The organism is Streptomyces sp. NRRL S-350 (genome assembly GCF_000719705.1).
Classification (GTDB): domain Bacteria; phylum Actinomycetota; class Actinomycetes; order Streptomycetales; family Streptomycetaceae; genus Kitasatospora.
On the sequence record NZ_JOHO01000007.1, the window covers coordinates 38,163 to 64,676 of the forward strand.

The 26,514-nt window shown below is 74.8% G+C and carries 24 protein-coding genes; 12 read left to right on the forward strand and 12 right to left on the reverse strand.

The features are described 5' to 3' along the window. Positions 1-24: 24 nt before the first annotated feature. Positions 25-1,305: an FUSC family protein gene (locus IF30_RS0109060; RefSeq protein ID WP_051709576.1), complete on the forward strand. Its 1,281-nt coding sequence runs from the start codon at positions 25-27 to the stop codon at positions 1,303-1,305. A gap of 125 nt (positions 1,306-1,430) precedes the next feature. Here IF30_RS0109060 and IF30_RS0109065 read toward each other — a convergent pair whose 3' ends face one another. The 6 genes from IF30_RS0109065 to IF30_RS0109090 form a co-directional block, all read right to left on the reverse strand. Further along, positions 1,431-1,880 carry an SRPBCC family protein gene (locus IF30_RS0109065; RefSeq protein ID WP_037899410.1) on the reverse strand — a complete coding sequence of 150 codons (450 nt, stop codon included), beginning with the start codon at positions 1,878-1,880 and terminating at the stop codon, positions 1,431-1,433. A 4-nt stretch (positions 1,881-1,884) separates the two neighbouring features. Then, positions 1,885-2,358 (reverse strand): VOC family protein, encoded by a 474-nt coding sequence (locus IF30_RS0109070; protein ID WP_030234551.1) that lies wholly within the window; start codon positions 2,356-2,358, stop codon positions 1,885-1,887. 92 nt (positions 2,359-2,450) lie between these two features. Beyond that, positions 2,451-4,442, reverse strand: coding sequence for a phosphocholine-specific phospholipase C (locus tag IF30_RS0109075; protein ID WP_030234553.1), 1,992 nt, complete (start codon positions 4,440-4,442; stop codon positions 2,451-2,453). A gap of 44 nt (positions 4,443-4,486) precedes the next feature. Further along, entirely contained in the window at positions 4,487-5,923 is a 1,437-nt protein-coding gene (locus tag IF30_RS0109080; protein ID WP_030234556.1) for an endonuclease/exonuclease/phosphatase family protein, read from the reverse strand. Positions 5,924-6,299: 376 nt separating this feature from the next. Then, the gene (locus IF30_RS0109085; protein WP_030234559.1) at positions 6,300-6,560 is read right to left on the reverse strand and encodes a metal-sensitive transcriptional regulator; all 261 of its coding nucleotides are present in this window, start codon (positions 6,558-6,560) and stop codon (positions 6,300-6,302) included. A gap of 107 nt (positions 6,561-6,667) precedes the next feature. Further along, a complete protein-coding gene (locus IF30_RS0109090; RefSeq protein WP_030234561.1) occupies positions 6,668-7,015 on the reverse strand; it encodes a PRC-barrel domain-containing protein in 348 nt (115 codons plus the stop codon). Between the two features lie 495 nt (positions 7,016-7,510). Here IF30_RS0109090 and IF30_RS0109095 point away from each other — a divergent pair, with 495 nt between their 5' ends. From IF30_RS0109095 to IF30_RS0109105, 3 genes are read left to right on the forward strand one after another with little or no spacing between them, the layout of a single operon-like run. Continuing rightward, positions 7,511-8,665 (forward strand): DegT/DnrJ/EryC1/StrS family aminotransferase, encoded by a 1,155-nt coding sequence (locus IF30_RS0109095; RefSeq protein ID WP_030234564.1) that lies wholly within the window; start codon positions 7,511-7,513, stop codon positions 8,663-8,665. A gap of 32 nt (positions 8,666-8,697) precedes the next feature. Beyond that, the gene (locus IF30_RS0109100; RefSeq protein WP_037899412.1) at positions 8,698-9,639 is read left to right on the forward strand and encodes an NAD-dependent epimerase/dehydratase family protein; all 942 of its coding nucleotides are present in this window, start codon (positions 8,698-8,700) and stop codon (positions 9,637-9,639) included. A 13-nt stretch (positions 9,640-9,652) separates the two neighbouring features. Then, the gene (locus tag IF30_RS0109105) at positions 9,653-10,744 is read left to right on the forward strand and encodes a glycosyl hydrolase (RefSeq protein ID WP_030234569.1); all 1,092 of its coding nucleotides are present in this window, start codon (positions 9,653-9,655) and stop codon (positions 10,742-10,744) included. Between the two features lie 99 nt (positions 10,745-10,843). Here the strand turns inward: IF30_RS0109105 and IF30_RS0109110 are convergent, their stop codons facing one another. The 5 genes from IF30_RS0109110 to IF30_RS0109130 all read right to left on the reverse strand — a co-directional run bounded on the left by IF30_RS0109110 (position 10,844) and on the right by IF30_RS0109130 (position 15,489). Next, a complete protein-coding gene (locus tag IF30_RS0109110; protein WP_030234573.1) occupies positions 10,844-11,590 on the reverse strand; it encodes a polysaccharide deacetylase family protein in 747 nt (248 codons plus the stop codon). Between the two features lie 7 nt (positions 11,591-11,597). After that, positions 11,598-12,398 carry an SDR family NAD(P)-dependent oxidoreductase gene (locus IF30_RS0109115; protein WP_051709579.1) on the reverse strand — a complete coding sequence of 267 codons (801 nt, stop codon included), beginning with the start codon at positions 12,396-12,398 and terminating at the stop codon, positions 11,598-11,600. 78 nt (positions 12,399-12,476) lie between these two features. After that, the gene (locus IF30_RS0109120; protein ID WP_030234579.1) at positions 12,477-13,364 is read right to left on the reverse strand and encodes a hypothetical protein; all 888 of its coding nucleotides are present in this window, start codon (positions 13,362-13,364) and stop codon (positions 12,477-12,479) included. Positions 13,365-13,527: 163 nt separating this feature from the next. Then, the gene (gene bla, locus IF30_RS0109125) at positions 13,528-14,502 is read right to left on the reverse strand and encodes a class A beta-lactamase (RefSeq protein ID WP_051709665.1); all 975 of its coding nucleotides are present in this window, start codon (positions 14,500-14,502) and stop codon (positions 13,528-13,530) included. 183 nt (positions 14,503-14,685) lie between these two features. Next, the gene (locus IF30_RS0109130; RefSeq protein WP_030234587.1) at positions 14,686-15,489 is read right to left on the reverse strand and encodes an SAM-dependent methyltransferase; all 804 of its coding nucleotides are present in this window, start codon (positions 15,487-15,489) and stop codon (positions 14,686-14,688) included. Between the two features lie 225 nt (positions 15,490-15,714). On the opposite strand from IF30_RS0109130, the gene IF30_RS43350 reads away from it, so the two are divergent. The 7 genes from IF30_RS43350 to IF30_RS0109170 all read left to right on the forward strand — a co-directional run bounded on the left by IF30_RS43350 (position 15,715) and on the right by IF30_RS0109170 (position 23,105). Beyond that, positions 15,715-16,347, forward strand: a complete 633-nt coding sequence (locus IF30_RS43350) for an RNA polymerase sigma factor (RefSeq protein WP_030234589.1) — start codon at positions 15,715-15,717, stop codon at positions 16,345-16,347. A gap of 161 nt (positions 16,348-16,508) precedes the next feature. Then, positions 16,509-17,165 (forward strand): hypothetical protein, encoded by a 657-nt coding sequence (locus IF30_RS43355; RefSeq protein ID WP_158834858.1) that lies wholly within the window; start codon positions 16,509-16,511, stop codon positions 17,163-17,165. Positions 17,166-17,604: 439 nt separating this feature from the next. Beyond that, positions 17,605-18,009 (forward strand): hypothetical protein, encoded by a 405-nt coding sequence (locus IF30_RS0109145; protein ID WP_030234595.1) that lies wholly within the window; start codon positions 17,605-17,607, stop codon positions 18,007-18,009. 311 nt (positions 18,010-18,320) lie between these two features. Then, positions 18,321-20,801, forward strand: coding sequence for an FHA domain-containing protein (locus IF30_RS44990; RefSeq protein WP_037899414.1), 2,481 nt, complete (start codon positions 18,321-18,323; stop codon positions 20,799-20,801). Between the two features lie 146 nt (positions 20,802-20,947). Further along, on the forward strand, positions 20,948-21,622 hold the full coding sequence (locus IF30_RS47610; protein ID WP_063752550.1) for a hypothetical protein: 675 nt from the start codon (positions 20,948-20,950) through the stop codon (positions 21,620-21,622). Continuing rightward, the gene (locus tag IF30_RS0109165; RefSeq protein WP_078891249.1) at positions 21,619-22,743 is read left to right on the forward strand and encodes a serine/threonine-protein kinase; all 1,125 of its coding nucleotides are present in this window, start codon (positions 21,619-21,621) and stop codon (positions 22,741-22,743) included. Before IF30_RS47610 ends, IF30_RS0109165 begins: the two co-directional genes overlap by 4 nt. Beyond that, complete coding sequence (locus tag IF30_RS0109170; protein WP_030234604.1) at positions 22,731-23,105, forward strand: DUF1304 domain-containing protein; 375 nt, start codon at positions 22,731-22,733, stop codon at positions 23,103-23,105. Before IF30_RS0109165 ends, IF30_RS0109170 begins: the two co-directional genes overlap by 13 nt. A gap of 16 nt (positions 23,106-23,121) precedes the next feature. On the opposite strand, the gene IF30_RS0109175 is transcribed toward IF30_RS0109170, so the two are convergent. Then, positions 23,122-24,498, reverse strand: a complete 1,377-nt coding sequence (locus tag IF30_RS0109175) for a streptophobe family protein (protein WP_051709584.1) — start codon at positions 24,496-24,498, stop codon at positions 23,122-23,124. 653 nt (positions 24,499-25,151) lie between these two features. Here IF30_RS0109175 and IF30_RS0109180 point away from each other — a divergent pair. Beyond that, complete coding sequence (locus tag IF30_RS0109180) at positions 25,152-26,435, forward strand: DUF6777 domain-containing protein (protein WP_051709586.1); 1,284 nt, start codon at positions 25,152-25,154, stop codon at positions 26,433-26,435. Positions 26,436-26,514: the final 79 nt, after the last annotated feature.

A 26,514-nucleotide genomic window follows, 5' to 3' on the forward strand; every position in this document is an offset into this window, starting at 1 on the left:
CAGTGGCGGGGAAAGAAGGGCGTCATGGCCCTTCTCCCGGAGACACTCACGACGCTGATCCGCCGCAACGCCCGAGAACCCTTCGTCGTCCAGACCGTCCGGGCCACCGTCGCCGCCACCATCGCCTTCGCGGTGGCGACCCAGCTCAGCAGCGAGCCCGCGCCGCTGACGGCACCGCTGACCGCGCTGCTGGTCGTCCAGGTGACCGTCTACTCGACGCTCAAGACCAGTATCCGCCGGGTCAACTCGGTGGTGGTCGGGGTGCTGATCGCGATCGGCTTCAGCGCCGTGGTGGGGCTCTCCTGGTGGAGCCTCGGCCTGATCATCCTGGCCTCCCTGGTCGTCGGCCGGTTCGTCCGCGTCGAGGAGTTCGTCCAGGAGGTCGCGATCAGCGCGATGCTGATCCTGGGCGTCTCCAAGCTGACCTCGCAGGCCTGGGACCGGGTCCTGGAGACCCTCATCGGCGCCGCCGTCGGCCTGCTGTTCAACCTGCTGTTCGCACCGCCGGTGTGGGTGGACACCGCCGGGGAGTCGATCGAGGACCTGGCCCGGCGGGCCCGACAACTGCTGCTCGACATCTCCGAGGAACTGGGCCGGCCCACACCGGTCGCCCGGGCCGCCGAGCGGCTGCACGAGGCGCGCCGGCTCGACCACGCGATCGCCGAGGTGGACGCGGCACTGCGGCAGGCCGAGGACAGCCTGCGGTTCAACCCGCGCATCAGCGAGGGGCTGCTGTCCCGGCTGGTGCTGCGCACCGGGCTCGACACCCTGGAGATCTGCGTCGTCGTGATCCGGGTGCTGGCCCGCTCGCTGACCGACCTGGCCAAGCGGCGGGCGCCCGGCGAGCGACTCCTCCCGCCGGACGTCGCGGTGGCCCTGGAGGAGCTGCTGGACCACGTCGGCGGGGCGATGGTGAGCTTCGCGGTCCTGGTGTCCACCCAGGTGAGCCGCAGCGCCGAGGAGGCCGAGACCCGGCTGACCTCCGAACTGACCGCGGCCTGGACCTGCCGGGAGAACGTCGCCCGGGAGCTGCTGCGCACCGTGCAGGAGCACCCGGAGGCCTGGCAGCTGCACGGTTCGATCCTGGCCGAGGTGGACCGGATCCTGGACGAGCTGGACCTGGAGCACCGCAGCCGGCGGCTGATGGAGGAGCTGGACCGGGCCTCGGTGGCGAACCAGGAACGGTTCGCGCGCTTCGCCGGGCTGCGCCGCTTCCTGCGGGGCGAGCGGGGGCGGGCGCGCGGACGCAGGCGCGGGCGCGGGCGGGGAACGACGGGGCGCCCGGCGGCGGAGGCCGGGCGCTGATCCGGTGGACATCGGGCCGTCGGGGACTTCAGGGGCTCAGGGGCCCACGGCAGCGGGCGGTCGGGCGCTCAGCGCGTCAGTGCATCAGTGCATCAGCACGCTCAGTGGATCAGGGCATCAGGGCATCAGGGCATCAGCCAGGGTTGCTGCGGGAGCGGGTGGCCGGTCTCCAGGTAGGTCTTGAGGTTGGAGAGCACCGCCGCCCAGCCCTGCTCGGCATCAGCCCGCTCGGCCTCGTCGGCGAGGTTCTCGTGGGTGACGGTGAGCCGGGTGAGGTCCTGCCAGCTCCGGATCTCGAAGGTGACCCGGGAGGGCCCGCCCGGGCGCTGCTCCTGCGGCCCGGCCCAGGTGGTGACCAGCCGGTGCGGGCGGTCGGCGGCCTCGACGGTGCCGATGACGTCGGCCGTCCCGGAGGCGTCGGTGCGCTGGTGTTCCCAGGGCGCGCCGGGCAGCCAGGTCGAGACGTTGCGGTGGCCCCAGTAGAGGCCGGACTCGTCGGCGTTGGTGAGGGCGTGCCAGACCCGCTCGGGGGTGGCCCGCAGGTAGAGGATCGTGCGGTGGGTGAAGGCGGCCACTGCGTCAGCCCCGGGCCGCGTCGAGCAGCGGCTGGATGTCGAGCTTGTGCATCCGCAGCATGGCCGCCATCACGCGGTCGGCCTTGGCCCGGTCCTCGCCTGCGACCAGGTCGAGCAGGACGCGCGGAGTGATCTGCCAGGAGAGACCGAAGCGGTCCTTGAGCCAGCCGCACGGGCCCTCCTGCCCGCCGTCGGCGGTGAGCTTGGCCCAGAGCTCGTCGATCTCGTCCTGGTCGTCGCACTCCACCTGGAGCGAGATCGCCTCGGTGAACGTGAACTCCGGGCCGCCGTTGAGGGCGGTGTACTCGCGTCCGGCGAGTTCGAAGTCGACGGTCATGACCGAGCCGGCCGCGCCGGGGCCGGCCTCGCCGTAGCGGGCGACGCGCGTGATGCGGGAGTCGGGGAACAGGGACGTGTAGAAGGTGGCGGCCTCTTCGGCCTGACCGTCGAACCAGAGGAAGGTGGCGATTTTCTGCATGCGCCCGACGGTAGCGGCGGGGTCCGACAGGTCGGCCGAGCCACGGCCGGGGGTCACCGGTTCGGCGCCCCCGGCCGCGGCCGGGCCGTCGGTCAGTGCACCCAGCCCGCGTAGCGCCGGACGAACCGCTGACCGGTGTGCGCGGCCACGACCACGTCGTACCGGCCCTGCTTGTCCAGCGGCCAGGGCAGGTTGGCCTGCTTGCCGGGCTTGACCCAGACGGTCCGCGCGGTGCCCGCGAAGTCGTTGGGCGCGGCGGTGAAGGCCACGTCGGTCATCCCGTCGTTGGCCAGCTGGAGCGTGAACTTGCCGTTGCCGCGCAGGTCGGCGGTGACGATCGGCACGCCGATGTCGTTCTGGCCGTCCGGCCCGTCGCGGACGACGGTGCCGGAGAAGCGGCGCACGAACCCGTCCGGGCCGTGGACGGTGAAGTCGTACCGGCCGTCGGTGGCGGCCGCGTCCCACACGTACCGGGCGGTGGCGCCGGGGGCGACGGTGTACGGGGTGCCCGCGAAGGGGAGCAGGATGTTCGGGTAGACGGTGTACGGGAACGCGACCGCGCCGTCGTTGCTCATCGTGCAGGTGACCCTGCCGGTGTTCCGGTCCACCTCGGCGTCGGCCCACGGCTGGTAGGGCAGCGGGCGGTGCGGGCGGTCGCCGCGCTCCTGGACGGGCATCGACTGGGCGCCGGCCGCGGGCAGGGCGACGCCCGGCAGCTTGGCCCCCGCGTCGGCCCTGGCCATCAGGGCCTTGGTGTCGGGCAGCACCGGGAGGGAGTGATCCGGGGCGGCGAAGTCGAAGCAGCTGGTGAGGTCGCCGCAGACGGACCGGCGCCAGGCGGAGATGTTGGGTTCGGCGACGCCGGTGACCAGTTCCATGAAGCGCAGCACCGAGGTGTGGTCGAAGACCTGCGAGTTGACCCAACCGCCGCGCGACCAGGGCGAGATGACCCAGAGCGGGACGCGGTTGCCGAGGCCGATGGCCCGCCCCTGGGCGAACTCCTCGGGAGTGCCGGGCTCGGGGGTGGGCGGGACCATGTGGTCGAAGTAGCCGTCGTTCTCGTCGTACATGACCAGGAAGACGGTGTGCCGCCAGACGTCCGGGTTGGACATCAGCGACTGCAGCGCCTGGTCGACCCAGTGCGCGCCGTAGGCCGGGCCGGCCTCCGGGTGCTCGGAGAACAGGTAGGGCGCGACCAGCCAGGAGACGGTCGGCAGGGTGCCGTCCTTGCAGTGCCGGTCGAAGTCGGCCGGGTCGAACCTGGTCATCGCGTTGACGTAGCGCGGGTCGTCGTGCGGGAAGGCGTGGAACTGCTTGAAGTAGGAGAGCGCGTTGTCGTCGTAGTCGCCGGTGCGGTCGTCCTTGCTGGGGTTGTGGTAGACGCGCCAGCTGACGCCGGCCGCCTCCAGGCGCTCGGCGTAGGTGGTCCAGTCGGCGACGGGGTTGTCGGTGACCGGGGTGTTGTCGATCCAGGGGCCGGTCGTGCCGTCGCGGCCGGGTCCGGCGGTGCCGGTCCACAGGTAGAGGCGGTTGGGGTCGGTGGGGCCGGCGAGGGAGGTGAAGTAGGCGTCGCAGATGGTGAACGCGTCGGCCAGGGCGTACTGGTAGGGGATGTCGTCCCGGGAGAAGTAGCCCATGGTGCGCTCGCCCTTGGCGGCGATCCACTTGTTCATCGCGCCGTTGTTGATGGCCTGGTGGCCGGTCGCCCAGTCGTGGGCGAGGCCGCCGGCGTTCTGCGCGTTGTACTTGGCGGTGTCCATCCGGTACGGCAGCATCACGCCGCCGTCGCTGCGGCGGCTGTCGGGCTGGCGGAACACGTCGGTGCCGTCCGGGAACTGCAGCGCCTGCTTGTCGCCGAAGCCGCGGACGCCGGCGAGGGTGCCGAAGTAGTGGTCGAAGGAACGGTTCTCCTGCATCAGGACGACGACATGCTTGACGTCCTTGACGGTCCCGGAGAGCCGGTCGGAACCGGTGGGGTCGGCGACGGGCGCGGCCTCGGCCGGGGCGGCCGCCAGGCCGGTCAGGGCGGTGGCGCCGACGGCCGCGGAGGCGCCGACGAAGGTGCGGCGGGAGAGCTCGGGCATGACGGACTGGCCTCTCGGAGCTGTGGGTCTCGGAGCCGTGGGTCTCAGAGCTGGAAGGTGGCGACGGCGGCTGCGGTGTCGGAGGGCCACTCGTTGGCGGCCGCGTCGGGCTCGGGCCGCGGCCGGCCGGTGACCAGGGTGTGCGCCTCGACCAGCTTCAGCGGTCCGGCGTACTGCACGTGGTCGATGCGGTCCTGCGGCTCCGGCCGGTCGCCGCGCTGCTTGCGGGTGGGCGACCAGGTGACCCCCGGGGCCTTGGCCGGGTCGGGGTTCTCCTCGCGGAAGGCGTCGGTCAGTCCGGCGGCCTGCAGTTCCACCGTGACCGGCCAGGCGAGCGGGCCCACCCCGCCGTGGGCGGCGGCGGTTGCGGCCGTCCAGTCCAGGTGGGAGGGCGAGGAGAGCGCACCGGCCAGCACGACCGGGACGCGCCGGACGGCGTCCGCGCGCACGGCGGCGGCCAGCGCCCTGGCCTGCTTCAGCCGGAGCGAGCCGTTCTCGGCGGCCTCCGTCTGCGCGGCGGAGCGGCCGTCCTGGACGGCGTACGGCCCGTAGCCCGCCTCGTCCAGGTGAACGGCCCAGAACCGGACGCTGCGACCCCCGGGCAGGCTGAGCGTCGCCGCGGCGGCGGGCAGGTCGGCGGTCGGCGGGGTGACGTCGGTGAGCGGGTGGCGGCTGAGGATGCCCACGCTGCCCGGGCTCTGGTACGCGTACCAGCCGAGGGCGTCCGCCAGGGTCTTCGCCCGCTCCCCTGCCGTCTCCTGCAGGGCCAGCACGTCCAGGCCCTGGGCGAGGACCACGCGTAGTTGCTTCTCCAGGGCGTCGGTGGAGGCCGCGCCCGCGTCGTGCAGGTTCCAGCCGGCGACTTTGAGGCGGGGCGCGGCGGCCGGGTCGACGACGGGCACCAGGACGGTCACGGTGTCGGTCGCGCCCGCGCTGTCCCTGACGCCGACGACGACCGGCTCGGGGTTCTTCCCCGGGGTGGCGGGGGCCGTACCGGTGAGCGTGCCGTCGGCGTCGACCGCGGCCCAGGCCGGGCCGCTGACCTTGCGGAAGGTGGCGGAGCCCGGCGGGTTGCCGGCCGGTCGGGACCACAGGCCGCCGAGCTTGACCCGCACGGCGGCGCCCGGGGCGACGGGCGTGGCGGTGAAGGCGTCCACCGCGGCGTGCGGGCGCACGACGGCGGGCTTGGCGCGGAAGCTGAACGGCGCCGTCCGGGCGAGCACGCCGTAGCCGTCCTTGGCGAGCAGGTAGGCGGTGTACGGACCGCCGGTCAGCGCGGAGGTGTCGAGCCGGACGTCCCCGGAGGCGTCCGGGACGTACTTCCACAGGAGCGAGGAGCCGGTGCCGGGTGTCCGACCGCCGTCGTAGACGCCGACCCAGTTCTTGGCGTCGGGGGCGTCGGTGGTCCAGTGGAAGGTGAGCCGGTCGCCTTCGGTGGGGTCGGTGGAGGAGGTGAGGGTCAGGGCGCTGACTGCGGCCACGGTTTTCCTGTCCGCCGCCCGGGGCCCGGGCCGCCGGGGGACGGTTCGCCGGAGCCGGGTACGGCTGGTCACGGAGGCTGGAGAAGGGAGGGAAGCCACAGTTGGCTGTACAACTGGGCGCGGCCTCATTCATCCGAAGACCGGCGACCTGGGCATGAACGGCGCATGACGGAACGTCGGGCGGTTCGGGAACTTCCGCGGGCGGGAGGGGCGGGCAGCCGTTGCGGGCGGGGCGGCATCCGGCGCACACATCCGGCACGCACACCCGGCACGCACACCCGGCACGCACGCGAGGAGGGCCGCGACGGATCGTCCGTCACGGCCCTCCGCAGTGCTCCCGCCTACCGCGGGCCGGCTCCCCGGCCCGCGCCGCCGGTCAGGCCAGGGCGAGGAACAGCTTCTCCGGCTCCGCCTCGCTCATCGGCGGGGCGCCCTCGTCGGAGGCGGCCCTGCACTGGCGCATGCCACGGGCGACGATCTTGAACCCGGCCCGGTCGAGGGCGCGCGGGACTGCGGCGAGCCGGGGGACCACATCCCTGCAGTCGCGGCCCGCCTCGATCATCGCGATCACCCCGGCCGGCTGGCCCTGGGCCCGACGCAGCCGGTTCAGGCCCGCGCCGACCGTCTCCTCGTCCACCCGCGCGTCCGGGCCGCCCTTCGCATCGACCGTCGCGGCGTCCTCCGCATCGACCGTCGACGGGCAGCCGTACCCGGCGGGGATTCGACCGCCCCTCCCGGGCGGCCTCAGCGGCGGGCCAGGCGGCGCTCCCCGCCCGCGCCGGTCTCGTACGGGAACGCGTAGTGCGCGAACACGGCGGGCTCGTCCTCGGCGGGCAGGACGTCGTCGGTGCCGATCGCCGGAGCGTCCTTGACCTGGTTCTTGGAGTACGCCACCCGCACGTAGTCGGGCCCCGCCACCGCACCGTCCAGCGGGACGAACACCAGGCGGCGCCGGCCGGCGAAGCCGACCGCCACGGTGGCGAAGAACGGCGCGTCACTGGCCGTCTCGACGTACACCGACTCCAGCGTGCCGATGCGGTGGCTCTTCTCGTCGACCACGGCATGGCCGCGCCACTCGCGGATGTCTGCCATTGCGATTCCCACGGCCCGGACCTCCCGTCGCCGGATGTTCACTTCCCGGGCTCCACCGCCGGGGTGCTCCACCACCCCGGCGCTTCACCGCCCGGATCTTCCATCCTGCGCCGGGACGGCCCGACGCGCTCGGCGAGCCCGGGCGCCGAGGGGGCGCTGAGCGGGCGCTGAGGGCACGCCGAGCGGGCGGGGTCCGCCACAGGGTGGCCAATCCTTGGTCGCCGGCCCCTGCTCCGTCGTCCTCCCTGCACAGGCCGTTTGCGTACTGCGGACGCAGTACGCGCCTCCCCCGGGGGAAGGAGCGCACGCCCTGCGTCGGGAGTAGGCCTCCCACCTGCGGCGGAAGCAGCCGGGTCACCCGTGCGGGCGGCGACGACGGGCCGCGCCCCCACCGGGCGAAGTAGCGTGATGTGCCTGACCCGACCGCTTCTCCTGCGGTTCGGGAGGATCCGACCCGATCGGTGCTGCTCGCGCAGCCCGCCGCCGGAGGTGCCCATGGGCGTTCCAGCCGCCCGCATCGTGTTCGACGAGAGCGACCGCGCGGCCGTGGCCGAGGCGGTGACCGAGATGCTCACCACCGGCGCCCTGACGCTCGGCCCGTGGACCGAGCGCTTCGAGCAGGCCTTCGCCGCCGAGCACGGCGCCTCCCACGCCGTCGCGGTGAGCAGCGGCACGGCGGCGCTGGAGGTGATCCTGCGCACCGTCGACGTCCGGGGCCGCGACGTGGTGGTGCCCGCCGTCACCTTCTACGCGACCGCAGGCGCGGTCGTCCACGCCGGCGGGCGCCCGGTGTTCGCCGACGTCGACCCGACCACGCTCGCGCTGTCGCCCGAGACCCTGGCCGCGGCCCTCACCCCGGACACCGCCGCCGTCGTCCTGGTGCACATCGGCGGGCTGATCACCCCGCAGGTCGATGCCCTGCGGGCGCTGTGCGACCAGCGCGGCATCCCGTTGGTCGAGGACGCGGCGCACGCCCACGGCAGCAGCCTCGGCGGCCGGGCCGCCGGGACGTTCGGCTTGGCCGGGGCGTTCTCCTTCTACCCCACCAAGGTCACCACCAGCGGCGAGGGCGGCATGATCCTCACCGAGTCCCCGGAGCTGCGCGACGAGGCCCGGATCTACCGCGACCAGGGCAAGGGGTCCTTCACCACCAACCACCACGTCCTGCCCGGCTACTCCTGGCGGATGAGCGAGCTCCATGCGGCGGTCGGCGCGGTGCACCTGCGCCGGCTGAAGGAGTTCATCGAGGCCCGCCGGGCCGTCGCCCGCCGGTACGACGAGGCGCTGGCCGGGCTCGACGGCCTGGAGCCGGTCCTCGAACCGCCCGGCTGCCGCGGCAACTACTACAAGTACGTGGCGCTGCTGCCGCCCGGGACGGACCGCGCGGCGTTCAAGCGCGCGGTCGCCGAGGAGCACGGCGTGCGGCTGTCCGGCGAGGTGTACGACCTGCCGCTGCACCTGCAGCCCGTGTTCGCCGCGTACCGGCGCGGTCCGCTGCCGGTGGCCGAGGACGTCTGCGCGCGGCAGGTCTGCCTGCCGGTGCACTCCGACATGACGCAGGACGAGGCGGAGCAGGTCGTCGAGGCCGTTTCGACGGTGCACCGGCGGCTGGCCGGGCAACCGGGCAGCCGGCCGGCCGGGCAGCCGTAAGAGAGCGCGGAAGAGAGCGAAGGAGCAGGAACGTGCGGATAGCCGTCACCGGGGGGTGCGGATTCATCGGCTCACACGTCGTGGACCATCTGATCGCGGCCGGCCACGAGGTCCTCGCGGTGGACACCACCGACCAGTACCTCAACCCCGACGCCGAGCACGCGCGGATCGACGTCCTCGACCTGGAGGCGCTGACCTCGGCCCTGGCGGGCAGCGAAGTGGTCTACCACCTCGCCGCGATGGCCGACGTCGAGCAGGTCTCCGCCGACCCGGTCCGCGCCGTGCGGACCAACATCGACGGCACCGAGGCCGTCCTGGAGGCGGCCCGGCGCAGCGGCCTCAGCCGGACCGTCCTCGCAAGCACCGTCTGGGTCTACGGCGCAGCCCTCGCCGGTGAGCAACTCGGCGGCGAAGAGCAGGAGTTGGACGAACACGTACCGATCGAGCTGGAGCACAGCGGGCATCTGTACGTGGCCACCAAGCTGGCCGCCGAGATGCTGGTGCACAGCTACCGCGAGCTGTACGGGCAGCACTTCACGATCCTGCGCTACGGCATCCCGTACGGCCCCCGGATGCGCGACGAGCTCGTCGTCGCCCGGTTCGTCCAGGCCGCGCTGGCCGGACGGCCGATCACCATCGCCGGCGACGGCCGGCAGAGCCGCAACTTCGTCTACGTCGAGGACCTCGCCGACGCCCACGTCCGGGCCCTCTCCCCCGCCGCCGAGGACCAGACCTTCGCCCTGGAAGGTTCGACGGCGGTCTCGGTGCGCGACATCGCCGACACCGTCGACGGACTGCTCGGGCCCGTCACCATCGAGCACATCGACGGCCGGAAGGCCGACTACGCCGGGCGGCGGATCTCCTCGGCCCAGGCCAAGCGGCTGCTGGGCTGGTCGCCGCGGACCAACTTCGCGGACGGCGTGCGGCGTTACGCGGACTGGTACCGGGCCGCCACCGCCGCGTCCGCCGGCTGACCGGAGCGCGCCCATGCCGCACGCCCTGCTGGTCTCCGGCTCGCTCGGCCAGGGCCACGACGTGATGGCGCAGGCCTGCGCGGACACCCTGCGGGAGCGCGGCTGGACCACCGCCACCGTCGACGCCATGGCCCTGCTCGGGGAGCGCTCGGGCGCGGCCGGGGAGGCGGTGTTCCGCCGCTTGCTGGACCTGCCCGGTGTGTACGACGCCTTCCACTTCTCGGCGCTGCGGCCGGGCGCGCGGATCGCGCGGCTCGCCGACGCGGCGGCCCGCACCCGGCTCGTCCCGGCGCTGCGGGAGCTGGTCGCGGCGCAGCGGCCGCAGCTGGTGGTCTCGGTGTTCGCCACCGCGACCTCGGCGGTGAACCGGCTCCAGGAGTGGGGGCGGGGCCGGGGGTTCCGGCACTTCGTGTTCTGCACGGACGTGACGCCGCACCGGCTCTGGGTGCAGGAGGGAACGGACCTGTTCCTGGTCACCTCGGAGGTCGCCGCCTGCGCGGTGCGGCGCTACCGGCCGGACGCCGACATCGCCGTCGTGCCCGCGCCCCTGCGGCAGCCGTTCTACCGGCCGCCGGAGCGGGCCGAGGCGCGCCGGGAGCTGGGCGTGCCGGCGGACGCCGCGTGCGTCCTGCTGATGTCGGGCTCCTGGGGGCTGGGACCGCTCGCCCGTACGGCCGCCTCGCTCGCCGCCGCCGGGCCGCACGTGCTCGCCGTGGCCGGGCGCAACCGCGAACTGGAGCGCCGCCTGCGTGCCGCCGCGCGCCGGGAGCCCCGGCTGCACCCCTTCGGCTACACCGACCGGATCCCCGCGCTCATGGCCGCCGCCGACCTGGTCGTCACCAGCTCAGGCGACACCTGCAGTGAGGCCCGCGCCCTCGGCCGGCGCCTGCTGCTCCTCGACGTGGTGCAGGGCCACGGGCGCGACAACCTCCAGCACGAGCTGGAACTCGGCCACGCCGACGTCGCCACCGCCCGCCCCGAGGAGGTCGTCCGCAACGCCCTCGCGGCCCTGAAGCGCCCCTCGCCCGGACCGTCCCCCGGCGCGACGCCGGAGAGGTGGCGGACGGGGTTCGGGGAGGCGTTGCGGCGGGTGGGGCTGGGGTAGGCGCAGGCTCCGGCGGGGCCGACCCTTGCCGCTCCGGCGCCCCTTGCCGCGGCGGCCCCGAGCCCGAAGGGCCCTGAGCCCCGAAGGGCCCGCAGGGGCTCAGGGCCCGCCGCAGGACCGCACCGCGTGGTCACGGAGGGGGCCGAGAGTGAGGTCGCGGGTGCGGCAGTGCTCGGCGATCAGGGGAAGGGCGGCGAGGGTGGCGCGCCAGGAGTCGGGGGCGGAGGTGCAGTCGGAGTCGTGGAGGAGGAGGGTGGCGCCGGCGGTGAGGCCGGGCCGGGCGGTCGCGTAGACGGAGGCGCCGGTGGCCTGTGCCGTCCAGTCGCGGCCCCAGGCCGTCCACAGCACGCTGCGCAGGCCGAGGCGCCGGGCGGCCAGGGCCGGGCCGGCGGTCAGGACGCCGTACGGCGGGCGGTACCAGAGCGGTCCGGCGCCGCACAGGTCGGTCACGGCCTCGGTGGCGCGGCGCAGTTCGCGCAGGTCGCGGGCGGGGGCCGGATACCACTGCTGCCGGTGGTGCCAGCCGTGGACGGCGACCTCGTGGCCGCGCCGGACCAGCTCCCGGCCGAGCGCTGGAGCGCGCTCCAGCATCGAGCCGAGCAGGAAGAAAGTGGCGCGGGCGCCGAGGTCGTCCAGGGCGTCGAGGACGTACGGGGTGCTGCGCGGGTCCGGGCCGTCGTCGAACGTCAGGGCGATGTGGCCGGGCGCGGTGCCGTGGCCGGCGGTGCGGCGGGCCACCGTGCGGCGCAGCGGCGGGAGTCGGACGGCGGCCGGGGCTAGGTGCAGGAACTCCACGGCGACCGCGGCGGCGGCCGTGGTGGCGAGGGTGGTCGTGGCGGGGCCCATCCGGTGCTCACCCGAAGCGCGCGGCCATCCGGCGGAACACGCCCGGTGCGACGCCGTGGACGCGGGCCGGGAAGCCGAGCCACTGCGGCACGTACAGGCGGTCGCGTTCGGTGGTGATGGTCGCGACCACCGTGTCCGCGACCCGCTCCGCCGAGACGGGGCGCGGCCGTTCGCGCTGGTAGGGGGTGCCGCGGCGGTCGAAGAACGGGGTGTCCACGGCCCCGGGGAGCACCAGGCGCACTCCCACCCCGGTGCCGCGCAGCTCGTACCAGAGGCTCTCCGCGAACATCGTCAGGCCGCCCTTGGTGGCCGCGTAGCCCGACTCGTCCCGTACGCCGACCTGGCCGGCCATCGAGCCGAGCAGCACGATGCGGCCGCGGCGGCGCTCCAGCATGCCGGGCAGGAGGTGGCGGACCAGGCGCAGCGGAGCGGCGAAGTTGACCTCGACCATCCGGTCCAGGGTGTCCGACGGGGTCTGTGCGAACGGGCCGCGCCAGCCGAGGCCGGCGCTCGCGACCAGGGCGTCCACCCGGCCGGTCTCGGCCAGCGCGGCGTCGGCGAGGCGGCGCGCGCCGTCCGGTTTGCTCAGGTCCTCGGGGAGGGCGAGGCCCCCGGTGCGGTCGGCGGCCTCGTCGAGGCGGGCGCGGTCGGTGCCGGAGAGCAGCGTGTGCCAGCCGGCCTCGGCCAGGCGGAGCGCGGTGGCCAGGCCGATGCCGGAGGAGGCGCCGGTGACCAGCGCGACGGGACGCTCGGTCGGGCCCGGCCGCCGGGACCGGGAGTGGGGTTCCGATCGGGGTTCCTCCGCCATCGCGCACCTGCCGCTCTGTGGCCGTCCAGCCGTCCGATTTGTCCGGCAAGTCACCTTCGCATGGCGACGCCGCCCGGGCTACCGGGGCGGCGCGGCAGCCTCCGCCGCGGTGTCCGCGTGCGGAGCCGACGGCCCGGCCGACTCGCTCTCCGGTTCGCCGAAACGGGAGAGCAGGAAGGTGCCGCCCACCGCCACCGCGAAGCCCGTCAGCGCGCACCACTCGAAACCGGGGCGCGCGGCGTCCCCGAGCGCCGCCACCCCCACCAGGGCCGGGCCGAAGGTCTCCACCACCGTCCCGGCGGCGGTCGCGGCCGTCACCGTGCCACGCTGCAGGGCGAGCGCGTACGCGAGGTAGCCGCCGAGGCCGCCGACGGCCAGGGAGTAGGCGGCCGGGTCGGTGAGGATCGCGGACGGGCCGGACACGTCCAGGACGCGCACGGCGAGGCTGGTCACCCCGAAGCCCACCCCGGCGAGCAGGCCCAGCCCGGCCGCGGCCGCGGTGCCGTCCCGGCGCGCCAGGACGAGGGTGGCGAGCAGCATCACGGCGGTGGTGGCGAGCAGCGACCAGTGGAACGCGGCCGGGGCGTGGTTCCGGCCCTCCTGGCCGGAGCCGAGCGCGAGCAGGGTCAGGCCGACGACGACCGCGAGGATGCCCGCGACGTCCCCGCGGTGGAGGTGGGCGCCCAGCAGCCAGACGGCGGCCAGGGCGGTGACCGCCAGGCTGCCGTTGGTGACGGCCTGGACGAGGAAGAGCGGAAGGCTGCGCAGGGCGACGATGCTCAGCACGAAGCCGACGATGTCCAGCAGCGTCCCGGCCAGGAACTGCCAGGACCGCACCAGCGCGGCCAGCAGCCCGGCCCGCACCCGGTCGGCGCGCGGGGCCGAACGCGCCCCGCGCGCCTGGAAGACCGCCCCGAAGCCGAAGCAACCGGTCGCGACCAGGGCGGTGGTGAGTCCCAGCAGCATGCGTCTCCCAGCGTCGCGGGGCAGCATCGGTCCCTCACCAGTCTGTCCCCGGGGCAGCGGGGGCGCACGGGTGGGCGGGGACGGCGGGCCGGGGCGCGGGGAGGAGCTCCCGGGCGCCGTGCGGCGTCACGGCACCCGGGGGCGGCTCGTCGGCGTCCGGCCGTCAGGCGAGCGCGGCGGCGAGGAGCGCGGCGGTCCTCGCGACGAGGGGTTCGTCCTTGGGGGCGGCGGGGTCCGTCGGCTTGGTGGCGAGGACGGCGAGGAGGACGGGGGCCCCGGCCGGGGTCCAGGCGATGCCGACGTCGTTGGTGGTGCCGTACGAGCCGGTGCCGGTCTTGTCGGCGAGGGCCCAGTCCTGCGGGAGCCCCTCGCGGAAGCGGTGCGTGCTGGTGGTGTTGGCGCGCAGCCAGGCGAGGAGCTGGTCGCGCTTGGCGGGCGGGAGCGCGCGGCCGAGGGCGAGGCGTTCGTAGGTGCGGGCGATGGCGCGCGGGCTGGTGGTGTCGGTGCGGCGGTCCGGCTCGGCCGAGTTCAGTTCGGGCTCCCAGCGGTCCAGCCGGGTGACGCCGTCGCCGATCGAGCGGCAGAAGCGGGTGACGGCCGTCGGGCCGCCGAGTTCGTGGAGCAGCAGGTTGGCGGCGGTGTTGTCGCTGTGGTCGATGGCGGCGGCGCAGAGCTGGGCGACCGTCATGCCGTTCGCCAGGTTCCCGGGCTCACCCGTGACCGGCGCGCCGCCGGCCCGGTCGATGTCGGCCTGGGTGTAGCGGATCCGCCGGGCGAGGAACTCGCCGTCGCGGTCGAGATCGCGCAGGACGGCGGCGACGGCGACGGTCTTGAAGACCGAGCAGATCGGGAACGGCTCGTCGGCGCGGTACCGGACGGTCCGGCCGGTGGTCAGGTTCCGGGCGTAGACGCCGAGCCGGGCGGCGTGTTCCTGTTCGAGAGCGGCGAGGAGCCGGTGGGGGTCGGCGCCGCCGGTGGCTCCCGTCGCGCTCGCGGCATGCGCGGTTCCGCCGGTCGCGGTCGTCACGGCGACTGCCGCTCCGAGGCCGAGCCCGAGGAGGGCGCGGCGGCTGTGCCCGGGGCTGCGGCTGTCGCGGCCGTCACGGACGTGGTGGGGTTCCGAAGGCTGCGGGTACATGGGGCCTCTCTGATCGAGCGTCGCGGCGCGGGCCGCCTTCTCGATCACAGGACGCGGCCGACGTGCCGATGGTTCGTCAGCGCCCGGAACCGGCCCGGAGCCACGCGGAGGCACCCGGGGTTACCCGGAACCGGCCCGGGCCGCCCGGGGTCGTCCGGAGTCGCCCGGTCGGCGTGCCGCCCGTCACGGTTTGACGGCCACCGCCGCGTACGCCGAGGCGTCCGGGGCGTCGATGGGCGGCTCGTCGGCCGCCGGGCGCCACTGGGGGGTGGGGACGGCGCCCGGGGCGAGCAGCGTCCAGCCGTCGAAGAAGCGGACGAACTCGGCCAGGGTGCGGGCCTGGGCGGCGGTGCCCGCGGACTCGTAGATGCGCACCAGGCGGGCGATGTCGTCGGGTGCGAAGTCGGGGGTGACATGGCTCATCACCAGGGCGCTGCCGGGGGCGAGGACGGACTTGAGGTGGTCCACGAGTTCGTACGCGCCGTGCCCGTCGGGGACGAAGTGGAGCAGGGCGTTGAGGGAGAGCGCGACGGGGCGGGAGAGGTCGATGGTGTCGCGCAGCCCGGGGGCGGCGAGCAGGCCGACGGGGTCGGTGACGTCGGCCTCGACGTAGGCGGTGCGGCCCTCGGGGGTGCCCGTGAGGAGGGCCTGCGCGTGGGAGAGCACGATCGGATCGTTGTCGGCGTAGACGACGCGGGCGCCTGGCCGGACACTCTGGGCGATCTCGTGGAGGTTGGGCGAGGTGGGGATGCCGGTGCCGATGTCGAGGAACTGGTCGAAACCCGCCTCGGCGAGGTGGCGGGTGGAGCGGCGCATGAAGGAGCGGTTGGCCCGGGCGCCGGTGCGCAGCCAGGGGGCGACGGCGAGGGCGTGTCCGGCGGCTTCGCGGTCGGCGGCGAAGTTGGTGAAACCGCCGAGGTAGTAGTCGTACATCCGGGCGGAGTGCGGCACGTTCAGCCGCAGGTCCACCCCGTCGTAGAGACCCATCGCGTTCCCCTCGGTAGATCGCTCGCAACCGGTCGATTGCTGCCCACGGTGCGCGGCGGTCAATCGTGGCCGGTCCGGTTCAACCACCCATCGGCTCAAATGAGATGACAATCTGTATTCGCTTTGCAGCCTGGAGTGACAGGCCTGCTGGAATGAGGATGGGCACGGACAGCCCGACCCTCGGGTGGCCCGGCGAGCAGCCCACGGCCACGGAAAGCAGGCTCGATGACGATCGACAGGGGTGCCCTCGTGCGCGGGTACCGGGGTGGGACGGCGGTGGAGTGCGTCGGCGGGACGGCGCCGGAGCGGACCACCGGTCCGGACCTCGGCCTGCGCCTGGACCTCACCTACACCGCGTTCTGCGAGACGCACGAACCGGCCTGGCACGCCCTCGCGTTGACCCGGATAGGCAGCCAGGCCGACGCCGCCCTGGTGGTCGAGGCGGTCAAGGCCGACCTGGCCCGCTGCTGGCCGCAGGTGCTGCGGTTCGAGGAACCGGCCGCCTACGCCTGGCGGCTGGCCAACCGGTACGTCGCGGACTGGGTGTCCGCCGAGGAGCCGGTGGAGGTGGAGGCCGTCACCTTCGCGGCGGTGATCGGCGCGTTCAAGCAGGTCGCGAACGGGCTGCTGCACAGCGAGGCGGACGAGGTGCGGCTGTACGCCGCGATCCTCGAACTGCCGGACCGGCAGCGGGACGTGGTGATCCTGCGGTACCTGCTGGGCCTGCACGTCAAGGTGATCGCGGCGTACCTGGGACGGCCGGTGGCGACGGTGCACTCCAATCTTCGGCACGCCCGCGAGCGGCTGGCGCGCCGGCTCGGGGTGGGCGAACTACCGGACCGCGGTGGCGAACTGTGACGGGCCGACCCCCGGACGGGGCAGTGGCCAGGGCGCCGGTCGAGCCGTCGACCGAGCCGTCCGGCGCGGCGTGCACGGCGAGCGGGGCGCGTGCCGCGGGCAAGCAGTGCACGGTGGCAGCCGGGGCGTCCACGGCGGCCGGGGGGCGCGCGGTGATCCACGTGCCCCGACCCGAACGCGCCCACGCCGAACGGATCGCAGCCGTGCGCCGGGCCCGGCTGACCGCCGCACCGACCCACCTGTCCTCGGAGCACGAGCAGGCCGCCTTCGAACTCGGCCTGGTGGTCGCCCTGGTGCTGGGCGCGCCGGACGCCTCCGAGGGGCTCGACCTGCTGGTGAACGCCCGCCGGATCCAGCCGGAAGGGGCCGAGGTGTTCGGCGCCCTGCTGTACGCCACCGGCAAGGAGGAGGGCGCCGAGTTCTGGTGGCGCTTCGCGGCCGGCTCGGGCAGCGGGACGGCCGCGTACTGCCTGCACCTGCACCACCTGATGCTCGGCGAGACCGACGACGCCGACTACTGGCGGGCCTGGTCGGACCAGCTGACCGCGAACGAACGCACGCCCGGGCCGAGGCCGTTGCGGATGAGCAGGCCGCTGCTGCCGGAGGACGTGCGCCGCGACATCCTCTCCCGGGTGCACCGGGGGATGGCCCCGCAACTGCCGCCCGCGCTGGTCGCGGTGATCGACCGGCTGCCGCTGCAGGGCGACGACGACGTGGAGGAGGTGCCGAGCCCGTGGGGGCTCACCTCGGGAGCGACCTCCGCGTGTTCGTGGGACCTCGCCCACGGGCTCGCCGCGGACGACGACCCGTTGGGGTGAGGCCACCGCGATCACCTGTGATCATTCGTTCAGGTGAGTGCGGACAGCCGGACGGTGATCCCGGGGCGCGCTAGCTTCCGACTTCGCCCCGCGCACCGTCCGGGGTCACGCGACCGGTGCGCCCGCGCGCCCTCACGAAGCACGCGGGAAGCACGCGGGAAGCACTCTCGAAGCGCGCGGGAAGCACTCGTGAAGCACTCGCGCCCGACAACGAGCCCGCAAGCCCTCGCCGACGGCTCGACTGACCCGGCGTCAGAAGCCCTGCGGGGGCGGCGAACTCCCCGCCCGAGCCGCGATCAGCACCGACTGTTACACGACGGTGACGATCCGCTGTCAACCCGTGCACGGAGCAATGCGTCCCTAGAGGTGACAGGGCCCGAACAGCACCATCCCGTGCCTTCGGGGCGAACAACCACCTCCCCTTGAAAGGGGTGCAACCGTGATCGTCTCCAAGCGGAACTCCCTGCGCCTGGCCGCCGTGACCGCCCTCAGCGCGCTCTCCCTCGGACTGGCGGGCACCGCCATGGCGGCCGCCCCGACCACCCACCCCACGTCCGCCACCCAGCAGGCCGTCGCCGGCATCACCGCCCAGCCGTCGGTCTCCTCCGTCCAGGCCTGGCAGCTGTTCCGCGTCACCGGCGCGACCACCGGCCTCCCGGCGGGTAGCACGGTGACCTTGCAGCAGAAGCAGCACGGCACGTGGGTCACCCTGCCGGCCGCCACCCCGACGAACCGCAACGGCTCCTACTCGCTCGGCGTGAAGCTCGGCCTCAAGGGCGTGAACGAGCTGCGCATCGTCAGCGGAAACACCGCCTCCCCGGTGTTCACCGTGACGGTGCGCTGACGCACCGCCCGCCCCCCGCTGCCGGACGGCGCCGCACCAGGCCGCCGTCCGGTACCGGTGCAGTGCCGCCCGGCCCCGCGCCCCGCGCATCCGGGCGGGCGAGCCGGGCCGGGAGCACCAGGGTGGTCGGGCAGTCGGCGCCCCCCAAGCCGTCGATGTCCAATGTGCCTACAGTCGGTGACAGTTGACGGCCGGCCTCACGAACACCGGGCGGTGTGCCGGGAAGCCGACACGGTAGGCGCCGAAGCGGCTCCAGTCGGAGAAGCGGTCCGGAAAGGCCGTGCACGCCCGTCGGCGATAGAATTCCCAGCATGGGAGAGCGCCCCGGCGCACTCACCGCGCCACCCCTCGTCCTGGTCACCGACACCGACTCCCAGCTGATCGACCCGGCCCGGGCCTACCACCTCGGCCGTGACCCGACCAGTGAGGTCGTGCTGGACGACCCCCGGGTCTCCTGGCACCACGCGATCCTGCGCGCCACCGACGGCCACTGGCTGCTCGAGGACGTCGGCAGCACCAACGGCACGTACGACCAGGGCCACCGGGTGAGCCGTGAGGACGTCGGCCCCGGCACCCGGCTGCGCTTCGGCGATCCGGCCGACGGCCCGTCCGCGACCTTCGCGGGCCTGCCCGCCCCCGCCCCCGACGAACGCACGTCGCTGGTCGCCCCGCAGAGCTCCGGGACCTTCCGCAGCCCGAGCGCCGTCCTCCACCTGCCCGGCCGCACCGTGCGGATCGGCCGCTCCCCCGACAACGACCTCGTCCTGGACGACCTGCTGGTCTCCCGGCACCACGCCGAACTGCGCGAACTGCCCGACGGCGGCCACGAGATCGTCGACCTGGCCAGCCACAACGGCACGTACCTCAACGGCGGCCCGGTCCAGCGGGCCCCCGTCGGCCCGGCCGACATCGTCGGCATCGGCCACTCCGCGCTCTGCCTCTCCGACGGCCGCCTGGTCGAGTACACCGACACCGGCGAGATCTCCCTCGACGTCCAGCACCTGGTGGTGCGGGTCGGCGCCGACCACCGGGTCCTGCTGGACGACGTCGGCTTCCCGCTCGCCGAGAAGTCGCTCCTCGCGGTGGCGGGCCCGAGCGGCGCGGGCAAGTCCACCCTGCTCAACGCGCTCACCGGGCTCCGCCCCGCCGACGAGGGCACGGTGCTGTACGACGGGCGCGACCTCTACCGCGACTACGCCGAACTGCGCCGCCGGATCGGCCTGGTGCCGCAGGACGACATCCTGCACACCCAGCTCACCGTCCGCCGCGCCCTGTCGTACGCCGCCGAGCTGCGCTTCCCCGGCGACACCGCCCCGCACGAGCGGGAGGCCAGGGTCGGGGAGGTGATCCACGAACTGGGCCTGGACAACCGGGCCGACCAGGTGATCGCCAGCCTCTCCGGCGGCCAGCGCAAGCGGGTCAGCGTCGCCCTGGAGCTGCTCACCAAGCCGTCCCTGCTCTTCCTCGACGAACCGACCTCCGGCCTGGACCCGGGCATGGAACGCTCGGTGATGCACATGCTGCGCGGGCTGGCCGACGACGGCCGCACGGTGGTCGTGGTGACGCACAGCGTGCTCAGCCTGAGCGTCTGCGACCGGCTGCTGGTGCTGGCCCCGGGCGGGCGGACGGCGTACTACGGGCCGCCCGGCGAGGCGCTCGACTACTTCGGCTACCAGGAGTGGCCCGAGGCCTTCGAGGCCTTCGAAGCCTCCGAGTCCTCCGCAGGCCCCGGGACTCCCGTGCCGCCCGGGACCGTTGGGGCCGTTGGGACCGCCGGGGCAGCAGGGGTCGTCGGGGCGGCCGGGGGTGCCGGGACTCCGGGCGCCGCCGGGAACGGGGACCGCGGCGCCTGGCAGAGCCGCTTCCGCGCCTCTCCGCAGTACCGGCGGTACGTGGCGGCCGAGGCCGTCCCCCTGCTGCCCGCACCGGTGCCGTCGCACCCGGCGGACCGGGGGCCGGCGATCGGCCGGGAGAAGCCGCAGGGCTGGTTCCCCCAGCTGAGCACCCTGGTGCGCCGGTACGCGGCGGTGCTGGCCGCCGACCGGCTGTTCCTCACCATCATGGTGGTCCTGCCGTTCGTCATCGGCCTGATGTGCCGGGCGATGGCCGGCTCCCGCCTCACGCCGGTCAACGCCGTCAACTGCCTGCTCACCCTCTGCATCGGCGGGCTGCTGACCGGCGCCGCCAACTCGGTGCGGGAGCTGGTCAAGGAACGCGCCATCTACCGGCGGGAGCGGGTGGTCGGGCTGTCCAGATCGGCGTACCTGGTCTCCAAGGTGGTGGTCCTCGGCGTCGTCACGGTGGGTCAGGCCAGTGTGCTCACCGTGGTCGGTCTGGCGGGCGTGGACCTGTCCGCCGCGGTGCCGACCGGCGTCGTGATGCCCCAACTCCCCGAACTGATCGTGGCCGTCGCCCTGCTCGCGTTCTCGGCGATGATGCTGGGCCTGGTGGTCTCCGCGCTCGTCGACAAGGAGGAGGCCACCATGCCGCTGCTGGTGCTCCTCTCCGTCGTCCAGATCGTCTTCAGCGGCCTGATGCTCAAGCTCTACGGCGTCCCGGGGCTGGAGCAGTTCGCCTGGCTGATCCCGTCCCGCTGGGGCATGTCGGCGATGGCCCGCACGGTGGAGCTGCACACGCTCTTCCCGAACGACATCACCGCGGACCCGATGTTCCGCCACCAGCGGACCGGGTGGGAGTTCAGCATGGTGATGCTGCCGGCGCTGTCGGCCGCGTACGGCCTGGTGGTGCTCGCCCTGCTGCGGCGGCACGAGCCCGCGATCATGCGCAAGTAGTCCCGGGGGCAAGGCGTCCCGACGGTCGGGCGCCCGCAGCGACGCCGGGTCGGGCCGGGCCGCCGCCGGTAGAGTGGGAAACGACCTGCGGTGCGAGTCGTGCCGCGCGCGGCGGGGGTCGCGCGGCGGAGGAAATGTAGCCGCCCATGGACGAGTTCGTGTTCCGCCCCACCCACGTCGCCCCGCCGGGCGGCCTGGCCTCCTGGGCGGCCCCGGATCCGGCACGCCCCTCCGCCGGGCTCGACGCGCTGCTCCCGTTGCAGTTGCTCGGGCGCCAGGGCGACTGGGCGCAGGTGCTGTGCTCCAACGGCTGGAGCACCTGGGTGGACGGCCGCCTGCTGGTCGCCCTCCCGCAGCCTCCGCCCGCCGCCGGGGGCCCTCCCGCCCGGACGGCCGACCCGCGCCCGGCGCTCGCCGAGGCCGAGCACGTGCTGGCCCGCTACCGCGCGCTGCTGGAGGACCTAGCGGCGGGCACCCTCGACCTGGAGGCCTTCCGGGACCGCTCGCGTGGCCTGCGGGTCGGGCTGGTGGTGGACGGCGAGGCGCTCTGGGTCTTCGACCCGCTACACGACCGCTGGTGCTACTGCGACGGCCTGCAGCTCCAGACCTACGCGGCCACCGACCGGCGACCGCCCTCGCCGTCAGCCTCGCCCTCGCCGTCACCATCAGTCTCGCCCTCGCCCTCGCCCTCGCCCTCGCCCGGGCCCGGGCGCGCGGCAGGGCCCGCGCCGAAGCCCGACACCGCGCCGACGACGGCGCCCGGGACCTCGCCGCCCCCGGCACACAGCCCCTACGCCCCCACCCGGGTGGGCGAGCCGTGACCGCCGCCGAGCAACCGTCCGCCCCGAGCCTGCCCGCCGGCCTGGTCGGACGGAAGGTGGCGGGCTACCGCCTGGAGAGCGAGATCGGGCGCGGCGGGATGGCCGTGGTCTACCGGGCCAAGGACCTGCGGCTCGGCCGGACGGTCGCGGTCAAGCTGCTGGCCCCCGAGCTGGCCCGCAACGAGGTGTTCCGGCAGCGCTTCATGCACGAGTCCGAGGCGGCCGCCGCGATCGACCATCCGCACATCATCCCGGTGTTCGAAGCGGGCGAGCACGACGGCATCCTGTTCATCGCGATGCGCTTCGTCGAGGGCGGCGACCTGCGCGCCCTGATGAACCGGGGCGGTCCCTTCCCCGTCGAGCGGACGGCCCGGCTGGCCCTGCAGATCGCCTCCGCCCTGGACGCCGCGCACGACCACGACCTGGTGCACCGGGACGTCAAGCCGGGCAACGTGCTGGTCGCCGCCGGTACGGACAGCGAGCACCCCGAGCACCTGTACCTGGCGGACTTCGGGCTGACCAAGAAGTCGCTGTCGCTCAGCGGGCTGACCAGCGTCGGCCAGATCGTCGGAACGCTCGACTACGCGGCACCCGAACAGATCTCCGGCAAGCCGCTGGACGGGCGCTGCGACCAGTACAGCCTCGGCTGCGTGGTCTTCGAGATGCTCGCGGGCGCCCCGCCGTTCCGCCGGGAGAGCGACCTCGCACTGCTCTGGGCCCACCTCAACGACACGCCGCCCACGCTGCACGAGCGCCGGCCCGACCTGCCGGCCGCCGTGGAGGGCGTGATCACCCGGGCGCTCGCCAAGACGCCCGGGGAGCGGTACGCGAGCTGCCTGCAGTTCGTCGCCGAGCTGCGGGCGGCGACCGCCTCGGCCGCCGCCCGCCCCGCGCCGGGCCGGTGGAGCGGGGACGGGCCGCCCACCCAGGTCGTCCCGGTGGTGTCCCCGGGCGGGCCGCGGGCGGTGCCGGAGCCACCCCGCTGGGCCGCACCGGTCGTCCACCCGCCGTCCGGTGCGTACCCGCCGTCGAGGCCGTACTCGCCGACCGGGCCGTACCCGCGCTCCGGTCCCCGTCCGCCGTCCGCGTCAGGAGGGAGCCGCCCGCCATGGCCGCCGTGAGCCAGGTCTTCGCCATGATCGCCGCCGCGATCCACCTCGTCGTGTGGCCGCTGGAGAGCTTCCTCTACGGGCACCCCCGGGTGCGCTATCTGCTCACCGGCAACACGGCGGACGCTCCGGAGGTCCGGCTGTGGCGCTTCAACGTGGGCTTCTACAACCTGTTCCTGGCCCTCGGCCTGGTCACGGGTCTGGTGCTGCTGCACAGCGGGCACAGCGGACCGGGCCGGTCGGTCATCCTCTACATCGCCGCGTTCATGGTCGCGGGCGGGATCACCCTGTTCGCCTCGGAGCCCAAACTGTGGCGCGGCGCGCTCGGCCAGGCCGTCCCGGCGGCGGTGATCCTCGCAGTCGAAGCTCTTTGACGCCCCCGTTGCGCCGTCACGCGCCTTCCCCACGCACTCGCCGGGCTGCCGTCCGCCTCCCCTCGGCGGGCACCTCCCCCCGGTGCCGCACCCGGGTGGCGAGCAGTGCGCCCAGCGCCCCGGTGAGCAGGCCCCAACCCGCCGCGAGCGGGACGGCCGTCCACAGCGACGGCCGCAGCGTGAGGCTGCCGCTGCCGAGCCCGGCCAGCGGGTTCGAGCCGCCGAGGACGGCGCCGAGCAGGCCGCCGAGGCCGCCCTGTCCGAGGCCGACCCCCAGCACCGAGAGCCCGTAGTCGGCGTCCATCCGGGTCCACAGGCCCACCAGCAACACGGTGACGGCGGTGGCCAGCGCGAACCGCACGGCGTGCTGCCAGAGCCGGACGGTGCGGGGCGTGCGGCGGGCCGCGAGGAAGGCGGCCGCGAGCAGCAGGACGGCGGCCAGCGGCAGCAGCCACCAGCAGCGCGGGTCCTGTTCGGCCAGGGTGCCGAGGTCGACCGTCGCCTGCCGGCCCTCCGGTACGCGAAGGACGTCGGCGAGGGGTTCGGGAACGGGCAGGCCCAGCCCGCCCGAAAGCCGTCCGTGCCACTGCGCGCCGAGCCCGACCCCGAAGGCGAGCCAGACCAGGTCGGGCAGCGCGAGGACCAGCACGGCCAGGGTCTGCCGGGCGTTGCCGTGCACGATCGCGGTCAGCACCCCTGCCACCGCGCCGATCACCAGGTACGCGAGCAGCACCAGCCAGAGCGCGAACGCAGCTGGTCGGACAGCGAGTTGGTAGCCCACCAGGGCGCGCGGCAGCGGCGCACGCCGGGACACCGCGAAGGTGGCCGCGAGCACCAGCAGGAACCAGGCGAGCCCGATGCCGACCGTGCTGGGGACGTCCGCGTGGAAGCCGACCTGCGGGGTGAGACCGAGCGCGCCGCCGAGCGCCTGTGCGAGGTCGCCGCCGAGCGGGACGACGAAGCTGTGCCGGGCGCCGAGGGCGAGCAGGACGAGGGCGAGCAGCCAGACGACGGCCGTCCGGGCGATCCGGCCCAGCAGTTCGCCCCCGCCCGCCACCGCGCGGAAGCGCAGCTGACGCAGGAACACCTCGGCCATCGCGACCGCGCCGACCACCGAGACGGTCAGCGGCATCGCGCTGATCCCGGCGTCCAGGGCGGCGAGACCGCCCGCACCGCCGTCGATTCGGACCGCTCCACCGACGGCGAGCGCGAGCGTCGCCGCCAGAACGGCGGGGAAGCCGCCGTCCGGGAGGTCGTCGGCGCCGGCCAGCCAGAGGCCGAGCGCGGCGACCGCCGCCATCGCGGCCAGTCCGGCCAGCACGACGGCGAGCGCGTCCAACCAGCCACGGACGGCGCCGGGTGGTCCGGCGACCGGGGTCGTGCGCTGCTGCATGCCGTCTCCTGGTCGTTCGTTGGGCGCGCCGGCCGGTCACCGGGTCACGCGTCGGCGATCGCGCACCGGGGTGTGTGCCGGGTCGCGCACCGGGTCGTGTGCCGGGTCGCGCGCTGGGGCCGCGTCCCCGGTCGCGCTCCCTGTCTCGCGCCCGGCGTCCTGCCCCGTTCCGCGCCCCGTTCCGCACCGGCGCCGCCTCGGGCGCCGCTCGGGCTGGGCTTGCCGGCCGACCGGCCCTTCTTCGGCCCGGTCGGATTCCAGCGTGGCCGACGAGCGGCGGGCACGCTCGGCGACGGCGCGGGCACCTGCTGTTGCGGCGCGCGGGGAGCGGGGGCAGAAATGGAATCCAGCGGCAGGAGCTTCCCGTGCCGGCCGCGAGCGCCGGCCGCCTGCGAAACGGAGCCTCGATGACCCCCCAACCGCCGCCGTCCGGCCCGCCCGGCGAGCCACCGTACGGCCCTCCTTCCGGTCCCCCGTCCGGCCCGCTGGCCGGCCCGCCGTCCGGCGGCGGTACGGGCGGACCGCCGTCCGTGCCCCCGCCGCCCTCGGGGCCGCCCTGGGGATCCGGTCCGTCCGGACCGTCGTCCGGCGGCCCCGAAGGTCCCGGCGGTCCCGGCGGCCCTCGGATCCCTGGCGGCTCCGGGGCTTCCGGGATGGCCGGCGGCAGGCCGCGCAGGCCGTGGTGGCGCTCCGGCAAGGGTCTGGCGCTGGCGGCGGGCACGGTGGCGGTGGCCGTGGTGGCGACCGTGCTGATCGTCAACAACCAGGGCGGCCACAACGAGGCCGTACCGGCCGCGAACGAGGTCGCCCTGCAGGCCCCGGCGGACCCCGGACCGGATCCGTTCACCCCGTCGGTCGAAACCCAGGGGGTGAGCGCACCGGCCCCCGTCTCCTCGCCCGCGCAGCCGGGCGGCGCAGCCTCCCACCCGGGCGGCGCAACCCCCAAGAGCAGCTCGGCGGCGGCGCTCCACAGCGTGCAGGGCAGCTCCGCCGGGCTGTACGCCGGGACGATGGGCAAGTCCAGCTGCGACACCGAGCGGCTGATCGGCATGGTCTCGACCGGGGACACCGGGCGCGCCTGGGCCTCCGCGGCCGGTGTCGCGCAGGCCGACGTGCCCGCCTACCTGCGGTCACTGACCCCGGCGTACCTGCGGACGGACACCCGGGTGACCAACCACAACTACAAGAGCGGCGCGGTGGTCGAGTACCAGGCCGCGCTGCAGTCGGGCACCGCCGTACTGGTGGACGCCCAGGGCGTGCCCCGGGTCCGCTGCTCCTGCGGGAACCCGCTGAAGCCGCCGGTGCTGGTGAGCAACGCCAAGTACACCGGGAAGGCCTGGGCTGGCTTCCAGCCGAGCACGCTGGTCGTCGTGGTGCCGGCGCCGCAGCCGGTGGCCGAGATCGTCCTGGTGGACTTCCGGACCGGCGGCTGGTTCTCCCGGCTGACCGGCCGGATCGAGATCGTGGACAAGCACGTCGAGCCGCCGAAGGGCCCGCTGGCGCCCGGCATCCCCCCGCCGGGGACGTGGACGCCGACCACCCCGTCGGGCACGGCTTCAGCCCCGACCTCGGGATCCACGTCAGCGACGACGTCCGGGGCCACGACGTCCGGCTCGACGACCTCGGGTTCGACCACGTCAGGCTCGACGACCTCGTCGGGTGGGCCTTCGCCCTCCTCGGGGACGCCGTCCGGGTCGACCGCGTCGACGGGCACGTCAGCCGCCTCCACCGGAGCCTCGACGTCCGGTCAGCCGCCCAGCAGCGCGGCCACGAGCTCCGGCCCGACGACGGGCACCACCACGAGCGCCGGCAAGCCGACCGCCACCAGTACGTCGGCGGGCCCCGCCACCCCGCCGTCGCCGACCGCGACCTGCGCGACCACGGCGCCGTCGACGCTGCCGCCCTGTCCGACCACGGGAAGCGCCACGCCGAGCTGACCCGGCGCACCGCCGCCACCGGCCGGGATCCGGGGGCGGCAGCCGCCTCGGGGCAGCAGGAAGCCGGCGTCGCCCGGGC